General features: G+C 38.3%; 18 protein-coding genes. 11 read left to right on the top strand and 7 right to left on the bottom strand.

Annotated features, from left to right (window positions below; all coding sequences use genetic code 11):
- The first annotated feature begins 249 nt into the window (after nucleotides 1–249).
- The 6 genes from CXF76_RS10335 (at nucleotide 250) to CXF76_RS10310 (ending at nucleotide 3908) form a co-directional block, all read left to right on the top strand.
- On the top strand, nucleotides 250–1197 hold the full coding sequence (locus tag CXF76_RS10335) for a LysR family transcriptional regulator (protein WP_010554227.1): 948 nt from the start codon (nucleotides 250–252) through the stop codon (nucleotides 1195–1197).
- A 316-nt stretch (nucleotides 1198–1513) separates the two neighbouring features.
- Nucleotides 1514–1846, top strand: coding sequence for a hypothetical protein (locus CXF76_RS10330; RefSeq protein ID WP_139016249.1), 333 nt, complete (start codon nucleotides 1514–1516; stop codon nucleotides 1844–1846).
- 87 nt (nucleotides 1847–1933) lie between these two features.
- Nucleotides 1934–2383, top strand: a complete 450-nt coding sequence (locus tag CXF76_RS10325; RefSeq protein WP_101163613.1) for a hypothetical protein — start codon at nucleotides 1934–1936, stop codon at nucleotides 2381–2383.
- On the top strand, nucleotides 2367–2816 hold the full coding sequence (locus CXF76_RS10320; RefSeq protein WP_101163612.1) for a GNAT family N-acetyltransferase: 450 nt from the start codon (nucleotides 2367–2369) through the stop codon (nucleotides 2814–2816). The genes CXF76_RS10325 and CXF76_RS10320 overlap by 17 nt, the downstream gene beginning before the upstream one ends.
- Nucleotides 2817–2845: 29 nt before the next feature.
- Complete coding sequence (locus CXF76_RS10315) at nucleotides 2846–3052, top strand: hypothetical protein (protein ID WP_008169332.1); 207 nt, start codon at nucleotides 2846–2848, stop codon at nucleotides 3050–3052.
- Nucleotides 3053–3476: 424 nt separating this feature from the next.
- Complete coding sequence (locus CXF76_RS10310; protein ID WP_007582519.1) at nucleotides 3477–3908, top strand: hypothetical protein; 432 nt, start codon at nucleotides 3477–3479, stop codon at nucleotides 3906–3908.
- Nucleotides 3909–3920: 12 nt separating this feature from the next.
- On the opposite strand, the gene icd is transcribed toward CXF76_RS10310, so the two are convergent.
- Nucleotides 3921–5189, bottom strand: coding sequence for an NADP-dependent isocitrate dehydrogenase (icd, locus tag CXF76_RS10305; RefSeq protein ID WP_101163611.1), 1269 nt, complete (start codon nucleotides 5187–5189; stop codon nucleotides 3921–3923).
- 187 nt (nucleotides 5190–5376) lie between these two features.
- Here icd and CXF76_RS10300 point away from each other — a divergent pair, with 187 nt between their 5' ends.
- Nucleotides 5377–6180: a M61 family metallopeptidase gene (locus CXF76_RS10300; RefSeq protein ID WP_101163625.1), complete on the top strand. Its 804-nt coding sequence runs from the start codon at nucleotides 5377–5379 to the stop codon at nucleotides 6178–6180.
- Here CXF76_RS10300 and CXF76_RS10295 read toward each other — a convergent pair.
- A complete protein-coding gene (locus CXF76_RS10295; RefSeq protein ID WP_101163610.1) occupies nucleotides 6177–6728 on the bottom strand; it encodes a hypothetical protein in 552 nt (183 codons plus the stop codon). The genes CXF76_RS10300 and CXF76_RS10295 overlap by 4 nt on opposite strands.
- A gap of 370 nt (nucleotides 6729–7098) precedes the next feature.
- On the opposite strand from CXF76_RS10295, the gene CXF76_RS20715 reads away from it, so the two are divergent.
- Complete coding sequence (locus tag CXF76_RS20715; RefSeq protein ID WP_002961566.1) at nucleotides 7099–7266, top strand: hypothetical protein; 168 nt, start codon at nucleotides 7099–7101, stop codon at nucleotides 7264–7266.
- 139 nt (nucleotides 7267–7405) lie between these two features.
- Complete coding sequence (locus CXF76_RS10290; RefSeq protein ID WP_101163609.1) at nucleotides 7406–8248, top strand: transporter substrate-binding domain-containing protein; 843 nt, start codon at nucleotides 7406–7408, stop codon at nucleotides 8246–8248.
- An 84-nt stretch (nucleotides 8249–8332) separates the two neighbouring features.
- On the opposite strand, the gene CXF76_RS10285 is transcribed toward CXF76_RS10290, so the two are convergent.
- From CXF76_RS10285 to rnm, 5 genes are all read right to left on the bottom strand, one after another.
- Nucleotides 8333–8914 (bottom strand): YceI family protein, encoded by a 582-nt coding sequence (locus CXF76_RS10285; protein ID WP_007582505.1) that lies wholly within the window; start codon nucleotides 8912–8914, stop codon nucleotides 8333–8335.
- Nucleotide 8915: 1 nt separating this feature from the next.
- Nucleotides 8916–9467: a cytochrome b gene (locus tag CXF76_RS10280; RefSeq protein ID WP_101163608.1), complete on the bottom strand. Its 552-nt coding sequence runs from the start codon at nucleotides 9465–9467 to the stop codon at nucleotides 8916–8918.
- A gap of 145 nt (nucleotides 9468–9612) precedes the next feature.
- Nucleotides 9613–10449 carry a segregation and condensation protein A gene (locus CXF76_RS10275; protein ID WP_101163607.1) on the bottom strand — a complete coding sequence of 279 codons (837 nt, stop codon included), beginning with the start codon at nucleotides 10447–10449 and terminating at the stop codon, nucleotides 9613–9615.
- 6 nt (nucleotides 10450–10455) lie between these two features.
- On the bottom strand, nucleotides 10456–11076 hold the full coding sequence (locus tag CXF76_RS10270; protein WP_024590418.1) for an L-threonylcarbamoyladenylate synthase: 621 nt from the start codon (nucleotides 11074–11076) through the stop codon (nucleotides 10456–10458).
- Nucleotides 11073–11927, bottom strand: coding sequence for an RNase RNM (gene rnm, locus CXF76_RS10265; protein ID WP_101163606.1), 855 nt, complete (start codon nucleotides 11925–11927; stop codon nucleotides 11073–11075). The genes CXF76_RS10270 and rnm overlap by 4 nt, the downstream gene beginning before the upstream one ends.
- 463 nt (nucleotides 11928–12390) lie before the next feature.
- Between rnm and CXF76_RS10260 the strand changes: the two genes are divergently transcribed.
- Together CXF76_RS10260 and CXF76_RS10255 are read left to right on the top strand one after the other, a co-directional pair.
- Nucleotides 12391–13959 carry an anthranilate synthase component 1 gene (locus CXF76_RS10260; protein ID WP_101163605.1) on the top strand — a complete coding sequence of 523 codons (1569 nt, stop codon included), beginning with the start codon at nucleotides 12391–12393 and terminating at the stop codon, nucleotides 13957–13959.
- 1 nt (nucleotide 13960) lies between these two features.
- Complete coding sequence (locus tag CXF76_RS10255) at nucleotides 13961–14563, top strand: aminodeoxychorismate/anthranilate synthase component II (RefSeq protein WP_007582498.1); 603 nt, start codon at nucleotides 13961–13963, stop codon at nucleotides 14561–14563.
- The last annotated feature ends 9 nt before the right edge of the window (nucleotides 14564–14572 follow it).

The raw sequence follows: 14572 nt of genomic DNA, 5'->3' as shown, positions 1-14572 counted from the left end.
GAGGTTAATTTTGCAGCCGTGTATTTGGTTTTTAAGCAAGGCAAAGTACATGTAGTGTGGTGACTCCCCATAAATGTACTTTACCGCTGCATAAAGGCCAAATACACACTGCCCATAGGGTTCTTTCTAGGGACAATTAACTCTTTGTTGCTCGATTTTTACTTAGCCCACTAGGTGGCAAACCTCGCGCCGCGATTAAATCGCCCCTAGATTGAACAAATTTCAACCCTGAAAGGCCAACACGCCCATATGAATATAAGAAACGTCGACCTCAACTTGTTAGTTTACTTAAATGTACTCATCGATGAAAAAAGTGTTTCAAAAGCTGCAAATAAACTCGCGCTTACTCAACCGGCTATGAGTAACGCATTAAAACGTTTGCGCGATTTATTTGACGACCCGCTACTTGTGCGTGCCGCAGGCTCTATGACGCCAACGGCAAAGGCACTTGCATTAAAGCCTGAAGTTGAGGCCCTATTAAAAATGGCTGAAGCTATTACGCAGCCTAGTGAGCAGTTTAACCCAGCAACTGCTGAAGTTACGTTTAGAATAATGGCAAACGACTACATAGAGTCGACCTTAATAGCCCCTTTTATAACTGCGCAGCTTAGTAAAAATCCAGGTATTAATTTTGATGTATTAAGCCCAAGCGACGTAAACCTGCAAGACATGGAAAAAGGCACTATTGATTTAGCAATAAACCGCTTTAATGGCCTACCACGCTCGTTTCATCAAGCCAGTGTATGGCGAGATAACTACTGTTGTTTAACGCATCCTAAAAATACATTTTTACAACATTCAGGGTTAGACGACTACTTACAAAAAGAACATATTTGGGTAAACCGTGCAGGCTGGGGACCAGAGGCCGCTGTTACTAATAAATCAGGTAAGCAAAAATTAGGCTGGGTAGACGAAGCCCTTTGGCAACTAGAACAAACCCGTAAAATACGTGTTTTTACTCGCCACTACATGGTCGCAAGCCTGCTTTGCCAATCAGAGCAACTTATTGCCACCCTACCGCGCAGGCAGGCTAAATTGTTAACCTCTCATACTGATTTAGTAATCAGCCCTGTACCATTTCAAATAGTGCCTATTGAGGTAAAAATGATATGGAGCCCGCTACTACACCATGCCCCTGCACACCAATGGTTAAGACGTGAGTTATTAGCGTTTGCTAAAACGATTGCAGATAGGTAAATAAGATCAAACCTTAAAATCTTTGATAAGGATTCAAGAACCTAACTCTTAACTCTTTGATATGCACTGATTCATGAGGTAATTTGAGCTAATAGCTTGGTTAGCATTTTAAATACATTGAGTTAAAAACTACCTAATGAAAAAGCTAGAACTCAAATACAATGTTCGCTGAAGAATTGAATCAAAATAGGTACTGCGTTATTCTTAATTAGTAATATAAAGTCAATAACTTTAGATACTCGTTATCAATAACCTAAGACATATTAAAAAATGGAATTTTATGTACCAATACCTATATTTGAAGTGTTCACTTATAATGAGCAAGGTCACCAAAATTAGCTTTCTTCCTTTCTCTAAAGTTGAAACTGATAATTTAAAAACCCTCTTATTTACTGCACGACTTTTTGTTTATATAGCTCTTGCATACTTTTTGAATGGGTTAGGTACTTTTTTATATGATGTTCATGAAGTTGTTAATTTATACAACTTTGAACAAACTTGGAGCGTAATATTTACAAATATTCATCAGACTCTACTATTGAAAAAATTATTATGGGAGATGTTATTTAGCGCTGCTATATTAGCGACTGGGGGTATATTGGCTGCAATAGTTTCATTCGAGTTTAAATATGAAAGTAAAAGTGACTAACCTCAAGTCTTTGCTACATTAAAATAAACTTAATCGGATTATAAAAATACCATTAAATAACAACAATTTAAAAACCTTGCTGTGTAAGTGTTATTTAAGAGCCTTTTAAGGAAGATTATTATAAATATTGATTACTCTGCTTATTCACTTAGTGAATTAAACGAAGCAATTGAAAGTATTGACTCACATAAATATCCAGAGAACTACAAACGCCTTAAAGATGAATTAGCTAAACCAAGTCGAACTGAGCCAAAAGCTGCGCAACAAATAGTAATAGCTAAAAAGAACACTAAGAAAACAAGTAAAGCGCTCCTGTGTATTGTTTTAGGTTTGTTTATTCTTTTGCGCAGCTATTTTAATTACGAAAGTGGTGTCATTTATAAGAGATACAATGAGCCGGCAGTGGCATCTTTAGAAAATAACCCGAAAAAGTTTTATTTATTTCTTTTTTTCACAATTAGTGCCGGAGGTTTTATTACGGCATATGGTATTCATGCTTTATTTTCTAAAAAAGAAGACAATGATAAACAAACTTAATAATAAGAATAACGATACTGCAAATAAAATTTTTGCTGTCTTTCAAAAATCCTATGCTATTGAGGCTAAACTGATCGGCGCGCATAACTTCCCTCCTTTAACACGTAATACTAAAGATATTAAAAAATCAGAAACAACCTTTTATGGCTACAGCGAAAATGAATGTTTAGTAGCTGTTATTGAAGTAGATACAAACAACGAGTGTTTAGATATTTGTAGTTTAACCGTTGATCCTAGCTATTTTAAAAAAGGTATCGCAAGTAAGCTAATAAATTATGTTCTAGCAATCGGTGATTTATCTCATGCAAGAGTTGAGACTGCAGTTGCTAATACTCCTGCAATAAATTTATATAAAAAGCATGGTTTCGTGGAATTCAAAAGATGGACTCCTTCACATGGTATTGAAAAACTGGCTATGTCGGTCGTAATTTAAATCAGTATTTCAAAATAGGTAATTTATAAATGGATAGTGCATCAATAATTGCGTGGAGTGTTTTGTTTGGCGGCATAGGTATTGGCTACCTTACTTACGGGCGAAGAAAAAAAGCCGTAGTGCCACTTTGTATTGGTTTGTCATTATTGGTTTTTCCGTACTTTATGACCAGTGTTAGCATGCTACTGATTGTAGGCGCTATTTTAGTGGCTATTCCCTACTTTATTAAAATTTAACATTACTATTGTTATTGCTATTGTGACGGATAAATAAAATACACGCGAAAAATAAAAAAGCGCCACGGTATTCAACTTTGGGAAAATACCGTGGCGCTTTTGGAAATCGTCGATATAGGAATCTACCTACAGCGTATTATTAGCAAGCTTAGTACCAACTTCATAAAATAATTAAAATTCAATAAAAACAATTAACTAAGATTCCTTCTTTATTCCTCAACTCCTCCCCTTGTTCCAGTTTTGTGCACACTTTCACCGCATTGCACCAAATTAATTAGTATTATTTAAGATTGTTTTCTGCGTTCTATTAACCATTAAATCTTACTATTGATAAAATCAATATCAGTTATTGAAAACAACAATTTTATTAATAATACACTTAGCGCTAGAGTGAAGTTAAGCCAACAAACTAAGAGTAATTATTATGACAACAACTTCTTTCACACGCCAAGACGGATTATTCATCGATGCTAACTTGCATCAGTTCATTGAAGAGCAGTTATGCACTAAGGCTAACACTACTGAAACTTACCAAGCGTTAGCTACTTTAGTTGACGAGTTTGGTTGTAAATGCCGTAAAACAAAGCATCAACCAGATGATGTATTAGAAGTTGATACATTATTAAATGCATACCAACTTAAAAATCATCCACTTTGCCATGTTGATGCACAAACTACGGAAGCCGTTTTAGACGAGTATTGCTGCCAGGTTCCTGCAATTATTGTTGTTGCGTTAATGGATACGCTTAGTGGTACACAGTGCGATGAACCCCAAGCACATGAGATTTACCATCGTGCAGCGCAGTTAACCAACCGCCCTTGTATGCACAGAGTAAAAACTGCCTCAGCAGCTTAATAATGGATGTATTTAAAAGTGCTCGATAACCTTCTTTGCAAAGCCAGTACAAGTTAAGGTTGTCGAGTTATGAATACTTGAGTTATCGCTCTGCTCTTGCGCTAAATCAAAGGTTACTTCACCGCTTTTAAATGTTTGCTCTAACGCATTTTCTATGAGTGATGCGGCTTCGTCCCACCCCATAAATTTAAGCATTAATACCGCACTTAAAATACTACTGCTGGGGTTTGCTTTATTTTGCCCTGCTATACGTTCAAACGTGCCGTGTGTAGGCTCAAAAAATGCGACATCGTTATTTAAATTTGCAGCAGGCATTATACCAACACCACCAACTTGTGCACTGAGCATATCAGCTAAAAAGTCACCATTTTGGTTAGTCGTGACCACTACATCAAATTGCTCTGGATGCATTAAACATTGTTGCAGCATGTTATCGGCTATGACTTCTTTAATAATTAAGGGCGCTTGGTGTGCTCGCTCTATTTGCAACCAACGCCCATTTTCATGTGCGGTGGCATTAAACTCGTTTTGTGCAAGTGCAAACCCCCAACGCTTAAATGCACCATCGGTAAATTTAAGTACATTACCTTTGTGTACTAGCGTTAATGATTCACTATCGTTTTTAAGTGCATAGTTAATTGCAAAGCGCATTAGTCGCTCAGAGCCTTCTTTAGATATATTTTTAATACCAATTCCGCACTCTTGTGAAAACCTTAGGCGGGTTACGCCCATTTCCTCACATAAAAAATCGAGCATTTTTTCGCTCTCTACACTGCCTGCTTGCCACTCAATACCTGAGTACACGTCTTCGCTACTATCACGAAGCACTGTTATGCTTGTTAAAAAAGGGTTTTTTAAAGGAGAAGGGAGTGCACTAAAACCTTTTATAGTGCGCATATTTACAAACAAATCCATTTCTTGCCTGAGTGCGACATTAAGAGATCGAAAACCACCACCTAGTGGTGTGGTTAACGGCCCTTTTATGGCAATTTTACAGGCACGTACCGCGTTAATTGTTTCTTGTGGAAACCAATCACCGTCATACAGCTTTGCGGCCTGCTCGCCATTATAAACCTGCATCCAATGAATTTTCCGTGCGCTTTTATAACAATGCTCAATTGCACTATCAACAACATGGCGCATTACCGGCATAACATCTAGACCCACGCCATCGCCATCAATAAAAGCAATGATAGGTTCTAACGGTATTTGCCAGTGTCCTTGTGCATCAATAGTGATATTTTGGCCGTGCTCAGGAACTTGAATATGCTGATACGTCATGGCTAAACCTAACTTAAAATAACGATTAATTGATTAAACCATGCTTAGCTAGGAGTGTCTGTATTTGTACTTTTATAGTTACTATCATTTTAAAAAATAAAGAATTAGGCGTGATTATTTATCCATTTAGTTGGTCTTGTATATTAAGCCTGGCGTACCAGTTATTAAATTACAGTGGAGCATTTTAATGAAATTCTTTTTTGTACTGCTACTATCAATCAGCTCTTTTAACGTATTAGCCGTTGAAGTAGTCATACATAACCTTAGCTCGCTCTCAAGTAATGCTCAAAATACGGTGTCTACATGGGTTAATCAAAGTGTTGAAAAAACACAAAATACACTGGGACCTTTAAAACAAACCACATTGCCTATTTATTTAAAACCGCAATACTTTGCTTTTGAGCCTGTACCTTGGGCTACAGTTAAGCGCAATAACCCCGATGGGCTTGAACTACATATAGATCGCTATGCCAGTTTAAATGCATTCACTAAAGATTGGACGCTATACCATGAACTTTCGCATTTATATTTGCCACTACTTCCCTACTCCGGTTTTTGGCTTAGCGAGGGTTTTGCCAGTTATATGCAAAACGTAATAATGCGTAACAGCGGTATAATTACCCAGCCGCAATTTGTACAACGTTTAAATGCAGGATTTGATCGTGCCCGCCTGCAAACTAAAACTAAAACACAGCCACTTAATAAGCTCTCTGCCGATATGTGGAAACAACGAGCCCAGCAACGTGTTTATTGGACGGGCGCAGCTTTTTTTGCACAGGCCGATTTGGAGCTACAAAAACAAGGTTTATCTGTCGCGGGTATAATAAAACAATATCAAGTATGCTGTAGACCCGCTCGTTCTAGTGCGAAAACCTTTATAAAAGAGTTAGATAAGCTATCCGGTAGTAGCGTTTTTACAACGCTGTATGCAAAATATAATACCCGCACCGATTTTCCTGATATTAGTAAAGAGCAGCTAAACACGCTTTAACGGCTGCTCTGCTTTATATAGTTACTATATTCAACCAGCCCTTGCGCATCAAAATTGGTTGAGTACTCGTTCATAAAACCATGCAAAAAATTGGTTTTATAGCACTTAACATCCACTTTGGTGCTTAAAGCTTTAATAACTTCATCAACATTAAAGTGACTCTCACTTGCTGGAAATATGAACTCACAGGGTACTTTTGCGCTTAAATTTAAATTATGTCTAATTTGCGACGGGTAAAAGCCAATTAACTTTTTAAGGTGTGTATTGCCTGTTAATAACTGTGCCCGCCATGCTGCACTTGCCCCTGCACTAAAAGCAATACACGTCGTTGGCAATTTTAAACTCTCAAAGCATTTTTGAAGTTTGTCGGTGTATTTATCATGGCCACAGTGCTGTATGAAATTATTGTAACTATCTTGTTCACTTTCAATAGCTTGAAACTTGTTATTGTAAGGGTCAATAATCACTAAATTTGAACTAATTGCCTGTGATAACTTCCTTAAAGCAGGGGTTAAACCATAAATATCACTCACTATTAGGTAATTCATACTTATCCTTTGGTAACTAAAAATGGGCTTTGTAAGCAGTTGATAAGATTTATTATAAATATTTTTACAAAAATAGCTTGCACACAATTTATATATAAGTTACCTTCCCTCTCTGGTTTAAAGAAACCGCCGCGGTTAACCATTTACCCTGATCCAGTAAGCCCCGCAAAACGTATATTTGAAAGCTAAGTTATTGTACGGCGAGAACCCCTTGAATAATACCGAGATGATTTTTTACTATCATCGCAAAAGTGTCATAAAGATCGTCAACACTGTAATGAAGCTAAACACAACATCGTTAATTTATTAACTGCAATTTGCTATAAAAATATAGCGCAGAATAAATAACAAGAATAAAGTGAGTTTTATTATGTCTTATAAATATAATGGGTCTATGATCCAAATCGCACATCCAGTGCAATCAATTTCAGTAAACAAACATCGTGTAATCTTTAGTGATACACAAGGTTTAAAAAATGCATTGTTTCAAAAAGCGAGTGATGCACGCCAGTTTGTTAAGTGGCTAAAAGCTAACTAAGCAACACATAACTTTAATTGCCCTTTTATTATTGCAATTATTGATAAGATATTATGCCAGCCTCGTTGCTGGCATTTTACTTTTTAGCTCTTTATTGGTTACAATAGTTTTACAATAATAATTACTGGCAGCTGTTGTAATGCTCCGTATATTTTTAACTTTCTTACTTTTTTTCTGTCTGACCTCAATAGGCAATGCTAGAACCATAAACTGGCTAGCGCACGACTTTGCACCCTATTATATTTTAAATGGTCAATATCAACACCAAGGCCGTGACGAAAGCATAATTTCATTACTTGAAAAACAACTTCCTAATATTACCTTTAACCGCATGCTTATCCCTTCAGGTAAAGTAATCCAAGAGCTATCTAATACTTCAAATAATGTTTGTGCGTTATCGCTTTATAAAAATGATTACAGAAAAGAGCATATTTATTTTACAGAGGAGAGCTCAACAACGGGCCTCTCGCCTTCAATAGCAATGCACAAAAGACTCGCCAAAGCGCTAAATATAGCGGAATCAAAAGAAGTATCACTATTAGATTTAATACAAGATAAAAAACTAACTCTTGGGATCTCTATGAGCCGCTCTTATGGCCAAGAGATAGATACATTGATAAACAGTACGCCTAATATAGATTTAGTAATTAGACCCACTCGCGATAGCCTAGCGAGCCTCACATATATGCTTAACCTAAAACGAATTGATATTTTGCTGGGTTACCCAAGCGAGCATTACTATTTAGCTAAATCAATGCACTTTGAAGAGAACTTAACGCAGCGTCCATTAACCGAATCACCTGCGTTAAGTTATGGTTTTATTGGCTGTACTAAAAACAAGCAAGGCGCAGAAGACATTGCTATTCTTAATGAGCAGCTTAAAGTTATTAAAAAAACGCAGGCTTATAATGATTTACTCATGCGCTGGTTGCCCGAGCATTTAAGGCCGCTATTACAGTCACGTATTAATAGCGCAAAATAAGCAAATTCGAAGTCGCTTAATTTGAGTTTCTGTTAAGCAAAAAAAACGCCACAGTAAGTGGCGTTTTTATATTTAATAATGGTATTACTGACGAACGCCTTCTATTGATAAAATAATATCAACATGAGTAGATGCAGGTCCTAAGTTGTAATCAATACCGTAATCGGTAAGTTTAAGGCTGGTTTCGCCCTCAAAACCTACGCGGTAGCCGCCCCACGGATCTTTACCTTCGCCCACTTTATCTATTTCAAAGGTAATAGTGTTTGTTACGCCGTGCAGCGTAAACTCACCGGTTACATCAGCCTCTTCGCCGTCTTCATCAAATTTAATACTCGTGCTTTTAAATGTCGCTTTTGGGTATTTATCTACATTTAAAAAATCTTTACCATGTAAATGCTTATCGCGCTCTGCATGGTTAGAGTCAAGACTTGTGGTATCAATGTTTACCATAATTTTTGACGCATCAGGGTTTTTAGCATCGTAACTAAATGTGCCGTCAAAAGTATTAAAACGACCATATAACCAGCTGTAACCTAAGTGTTTAATTTTAAAGTTAACAGATGCATGCCCGCCTTTTGTATCAATTACATAATCAGCTGCATTGGCGGCTGTTGCCGATAACATCATTGCAGCCGAAACGGCTGTGCTTACTAATAATTTTTTCATTTTAATCATCCTTTAATGGTTTGATCATTCTAATTAAGGTTTTATCTTTATCGATAAAGTGATGTTTTAACGCCCCTAGTGCATGCAATACTGCAAACCCGATTAATGTGCACGCGCCGTAATAATGTACTTTTCCTGCAATATCGGCTTGGTCATCAAAGGCAAAATCAAGCGCTGATACATTAAATAAAGTAAATACTTCTATTGGACGCCCGTCTGCGGTTGATATTAAATACCCAGCAACAACAATAACAGCCAAAATAATATACATAGCAATATGCGCCGTATGCGCTAATTGGTTCATGCCTTTACTCTCACCTAATGGTTTAGGTTGTGTAGATAAAGCACGCCATAAAATTCTAAATAAAAATACGGCCACAAGCGTAATACCAATACTCTTATGTAAATCGAGTGAACCTTTATACCAGCTATCGTAATAAGTAAGCTCAACCATATATAAACCTAAACCAAACAGGCCAAAAATAGTCACCGCCATGAGCCAATGTAAAATAATAGCGACAAGTCCGTAAGATGAAGGTGTATTTTTAAACATGTGTAACTTCCTATAATGCTATGACGTTACAATATAGTGCACAGCCATAAATGAAAATAACATTTACAAACACTTTACGTGCGTATACGCACAGAACTTTGATAATTAAAGTTAGTTTTAGAAGTTGAGGATTAAACAGATAAGTTTATAGGGTGGATTGTTCGCTTAAGCTGACATAAATTAAGCTCTCAGGGCTCACTTGCAAACAGGTAACAAGCCCTTCTTTAATGAGCTCAAGCATAGCTATAAAACTAACCACTACACCACTTCGCCCTTCATTTGGGGTAAAAAGCGCATTAAATACCAATGCCGAGTTTGCTTGCGATAGTTGCTGTAATATTTGGCTCATTCTCTCTCGGGTTGAGAGTACTTCGGCAGTAATTTGATGATGCTCAAACGTTTTTGCTCGCGCCATTACATCACTCAACGCCAGCATTAAGTCTTTAAGTTCAATATCGGGGAGATTTTGACTTGTATCTTCACTTATTGGCATAGCGGCATGCGCTATAAAAATATCACGACCAACACGGGGAATATCGTCGAGGTTTTCGGCGGCTTGTTTAAACAGCTCATACTCTTGCAGGCGTTTAATAAGCTCAGCGCGAGGATCTTCTTCCTCTTCAAGCTCTTCGTGTACAGGTAATAATAAGCGCGACTTAATTTGCGCAAGTAACGCAGCCATTACTAAATATTCGCCAGCAAGTTCGAGTTGAAACTCGGTCATCATTTCTACATAACTTACGTACTGCTCTGTAATACTAAAAATAGAAAGCTCGAGTACATCAAGCTTATGCTTTTTAATTAAATAGAGCAGTAAATCGAGCGGGCCTTCAAAGGTTTCTAATATTATTTCGAGCGCGTCAGGTGGAATGTATAAATCTTCTGGTTTGTCTACAACCGCTTTACCATGCAAAAAAGCCAGTGGCAGCTTTTGCTGCACTGGCTTTTCACTATTTTTTGTATTCGCAGTGCTTTCGCTCACTCGCTATTACTCAAACGGGCTTGTATCACCACAGCCAACACGCAAAATCTTGACTTCATCTTCCGACAAATCGATTACCGTGGTTGCTTGCTCGGCTAAGTGGCCACCGTGAATAATTAAATCAACGTGTTTATCTAATCGCTCTAATATTTCATCAGGATCTGATTCTGTAAACTGCTCACCTGGTAAAATTAAAGAACACGACATTAACGGCTCACCAAGCTCGGCAAGTAACGCACAGGCTATTGGGTGCTCAATTACACGCATGCCAATGGTTTTTTTCTTGTCGTTTAATAAACGTTTAGGGACTTCTTTTGTGCCTTTAAAAATAAAGGTATATGGCCCTGGCGTATTATTTTTTATTAACCTAAATAGCTGATTATCTACACGTGCGTAAGTAGATAGCTCCGATAAATCACGACAAACTAGCGTAAAATTATCGTTTTTTTCAATACCACGAATACGCTCTATGCGCTCTTTGGCTTGCTTATTACCAATGTTACAACCGATGGCGTAACCCGAATCTGTTGGGTAAACAACAACGCCGCCTTGTTTAATAATATCAACGGCTTGACTAATTAGTCTCGGTTGCGGGTTATCAGGATGAATATGAAATAATTGACTCATGTTAATGCCCCTTCTTCTCCTTCCCAAGCTTGCCAAACACCTTGGCAGTCTTTTGGTAGGTATAAATTTTTGCCAAGCTCTAAATAGCTTGTCGGAAAATGAAAATCAGACCCTTGCGAGCAAAGTAGTTCGTACTCACGGCTGAGTTCACCTAAAAATTGACGTTCGCTTGGCGCCTGTTGAGGTTGTGCAACTTCCATTGCGTCCCCTCCTACACTTTTAAATTCTACTAATAATTTGCGTAGCCACTTGTTTGACATTTGATAGCTACTTGGATGCGCAAGTACAGCAACACCACCAGCGGCATGTATGGCCTCAATAGCGGCTTGCATGGTGCACCAGCAACTTGGTACGTAGCCTGTTTTGCCACGCCCTAAGTACTTTTTAAAAACACCCGGGAAATTTTTAGCAACACCGCGCTCAATAAGGGCGCGTGCAAAATGTGCACGCGTTATTTGCGCGTCTTTTGCCAGCTCTTTAGCTTGCTCGTAAATGCCATCAAAGCCATTTTTTGCAAGGCGAACACCAATCTCTAGTGCACGCTCTTCTCGCTTTTGCTGCTGAGCTGATAATAAAGAGGTAAGGTCAATATTATTAATATCAATATTTAAACCTACAATATGAATTTCGAAGCTTTCCCATTTGGTAGACACTTCGGTACCCGTTATTAATGAAAGCGGTAAGTTTTCGGTTTTAATAAATTGCTGCGCAGGCTTAATAGCCGCCACAGTGTCATGATCGGTAATAGCAAACACATCAATATTTTTATCAACAGCGCGATGCAATAATTCTTCAACCGTTAAACGCCCGTCTGAATGTGTGGTATGGCTATGTAAATCATATTTTATCAAAAGAAAACTGCTTAAAATTAAGGGTTACTGGTGTTTATGTAAGTATAACAACTTTTTTGACTAAATTGTTTTAAATAAACACTTGACACAAAAGCATAAGATACGTTTTACTGTAGCCACTTTCAGACACATTAAGAATTAACAATAATGATCAATTCAAACTTAAACACTATTTGGTGGTGGCACTCGTAATTATCGGGTGGTGAATTGTCGTGTCTAACAAAAATTCAAAACCCGCAACTATGCGGGTTTTTTTATAACTAAATTTTACGAAACGTATACGTTAAAAATATTTAATAAATTTTGAGGCAGAAAAACATGAATAACGGTCTTACTCTTACACATCGTTGGTGGTGGCGCCTGATATAGCGGGACGGTAATGATCTGTTTGTAATTTAGATATCGTTATTCAAACCCCGCATTGCTAAAGCATTGCGGGGTTTAATTTTTTGAGGAATGAGGTTTGATTTTTAGTCATATAACTACCACACCAGGCGAAGTAACAAGCATTACGCAAGTACGCGACTATATTAGTAGTCCACTTGCATTATACGCGGCACTTGATAAGCCTAACTCACTACTGCTTGAATCGGCTGAGATTGATTCTAAAGACAGTGTAAAAAGTTTAATTTTAGTCGACTGTGCATTGCGCATTGTATGCCAAGGTAAAACAGTCACTATTACTGCTCAATCTAATAATGGGCAACAGCTTCTAAGCTACTTGCAGGCAAATGTTAAAAGCTGTGATGCCACTTTAGACGGCGCAACGCTTACCCTGTGTTATTTAGACACTAGCGGCGATACTGACGAAGCGAGTAAACTAGTTGCAGATAATGCATTTAGCGCTCTGAGAACTTGTATTAACAGTATTAAAAGTACAACTAACAATCCATTTTCGTTATTTTTAGGCGGTGTATTTGCCTACGATATGGTAGCAAACTTTGAGCAGTTAAGTGATGTACCTGATGGCGAAAACACCTGCCCAGATTACGTATTTTATTTAGCCGAAACCTTAGTTGTTATTGATCATCAAAAACAAACAACCGAACTCATTGGTAATGTATTTAACGGCCCAGACGTACACGCTAACTGCTTTGAAGTAGGTAAAGAGCTAGAGCGATTAAATACACTGTGCGATAACGCCTCAGAATTTAGTGCGGATATGCAAAGTGGACAATGTGAGGTAAGCGTTGATATAGACGATGACACTTACTGCGAGCAAGTGGTTAAGCTTAAAAAGAATATTGTAGATGGTGATATTTTTCAGGTAGTGCCGTCGCGTACATTTTCACTACCTTGTCCTGATCCTCTGCACGCTTATAGCCAGCTTAAAAAGCAAAATCCAAGTCCGTATATGTTTTATATGCGCGATGAAGACTTTGCTTTATTTGGCGCATCGCCTGAATCAGCACTTAAATACACAGTGCAATCTCAGCAAGTTGAAGTATACCCAATTGCTGGCACTCGCCCACGTGGCAAATTTGCTAATGGGCAAATAAATCCAGACCTAGACAGCCGCATTGAGCTTGAACTTAGAAACGATCAAAAAGAGCGCGCCGAGCATTTAATGCTTGTCGATTTAGCCCGTAACGACGTAGCCCGCATTAGTGTTGCAGGTACTCGTTTTGCCAAAGAGCTATTAAAAGTAGACCGCTATTCACAAGTAATGCATTTAGTGTCACGCGTTGTTGGCACACTAAAACCCGAGCTTGATGCACTGCATGCTTACCAAGCGTGTATGAACATGGGCACGCTTGTTGGTGCACCAAAGGTTCGTGCTGCTGAGCTTGTTCGTCAAACTGAAGGTAAGCGCCGTGGCAGCTATGGCGGCGCAGTAGGTTACTTAACCGGTGATGGCGCAATGGATAGCTGTATTGTTATTCGCTCAGCTTTTGTTAAAAATAACAAAGCGTATGTGCAAGCAGGTGCCGGTGTGGTGTTTGACTCAGATCCTATTTCAGAAGCAAACGAAACTCGCGCTAAAGCACAAGCGGTTATCACCGCCATAAAATCTACGTATAAGGCGGTATAAAATGAGTAAAGCGAATCCTATTAAAATCTATTTTTTAGATAACTTTGACTCATTTACATATAACCTTGTTGATGAGCTTACGATGCTTGGCTGCGAACTGGTTGTTTACAGAAACAACATTAGCGCTGAGGTTATTTTTAACAAAATGCGCCAAGAGCAAGGCCAAGTGCTATTAGTACTTTCGCCAGGTCCTGGCACACCAAGCGATGCGGGCTGTTTAATGGAGCTTATTGAGCTCTCTAAAGGCCACTTCCCAATGCTAGGCATTTGTTTAGGCCAACAAGCGTTAACACAAAGCTACGGCGGAGTAATCGGTCACGCGGGTGAAACCGTACATGGTAAGTCTTCAATTATTAATTTAGGCGAGCACCCTGTATTTGATGGTATGGGAAATACAATGCCTGTGGCACGTTACCATTCATTAATGGCAACAAAAGTACCTGATAATATTGAGGTTATTGCCCAGTACGAAGATATCCCTATGGCTATTTATCATCATGATGACAATGCGTTAGGTTACCAGTTTCATCCAGAATCAATACTAACGCCAAACGGCGCAATGCTACTTCAGCAAAGTGTCGCTTACTTAACACGCGCTAAATAAAAGAGGACA

The organism is Pseudoalteromonas sp. 78C3 (assembly GCF_002836695.1).
In the GTDB taxonomy this organism is placed as follows: Bacteria; Pseudomonadota; Gammaproteobacteria; order Enterobacterales; family Alteromonadaceae; genus Pseudoalteromonas; species Pseudoalteromonas arctica.
Note: the sequence above shows the minus strand (reverse complement) of the source record. Positions and strands in the feature narration are given on the sequence as shown.

Excerpts from the sequence above, each read along its gene's own strand:
- CXF76_RS10335 (WP_010554227.1), top strand. The coding sequence starts at position 250 with ATGAATATAAGAAACGTCGACCTCAACTTGTTAGTTTACTTAAATGTA.
- CXF76_RS10330 (WP_139016249.1), top strand. The coding sequence starts at position 1,514 with ATGAGCAAGGTCACCAAAATTAGCTTTCTTCCTTTCTCTAAAGTTGAA.
- CXF76_RS10320 (WP_101163612.1), top strand. The coding sequence starts at position 2,367 with ATGATAAACAAACTTAATAATAAGAATAACGATACTGCAAATAAAATT.
- CXF76_RS10315 (WP_008169332.1), top strand. The coding sequence starts at position 2,846 with ATGGATAGTGCATCAATAATTGCGTGGAGTGTTTTGTTTGGCGGCATA.
- CXF76_RS10310 (WP_007582519.1), top strand. The coding sequence starts at position 3,477 with ATGACAACAACTTCTTTCACACGCCAAGACGGATTATTCATCGATGCT.
- icd (WP_101163611.1), bottom strand. The coding sequence starts at position 5,189 with ATGACGTATCAGCATATTCAAGTTCCTGAGCACGGCCAAAATATCACT.
- CXF76_RS10300 (WP_101163625.1), top strand. The coding sequence starts at position 5,377 with ATGAAATTCTTTTTTGTACTGCTACTATCAATCAGCTCTTTTAACGTA.
- CXF76_RS10295 (WP_101163610.1), bottom strand. The coding sequence starts at position 6,728 with ATGAATTACCTAATAGTGAGTGATATTTATGGTTTAACCCCTGCTTTA.
- CXF76_RS20715 (WP_002961566.1), top strand. The coding sequence starts at position 7,099 with ATGTCTTATAAATATAATGGGTCTATGATCCAAATCGCACATCCAGTG.
- CXF76_RS10290 (WP_101163609.1), top strand. The coding sequence starts at position 7,406 with ATGCTCCGTATATTTTTAACTTTCTTACTTTTTTTCTGTCTGACCTCA.
- CXF76_RS10285 (WP_007582505.1), bottom strand. The coding sequence starts at position 8,914 with ATGAAAAAATTATTAGTAAGCACAGCCGTTTCGGCTGCAATGATGTTA.
- CXF76_RS10280 (WP_101163608.1), bottom strand. The coding sequence starts at position 9,467 with ATGTTTAAAAATACACCTTCATCTTACGGACTTGTCGCTATTATTTTA.
- CXF76_RS10270 (WP_024590418.1), bottom strand. The coding sequence starts at position 11,076 with ATGAGTCAATTATTTCATATTCATCCTGATAACCCGCAACCGAGACTA.
- CXF76_RS10255 (WP_007582498.1), top strand. The coding sequence starts at position 13,961 with ATGAGTAAAGCGAATCCTATTAAAATCTATTTTTTAGATAACTTTGAC.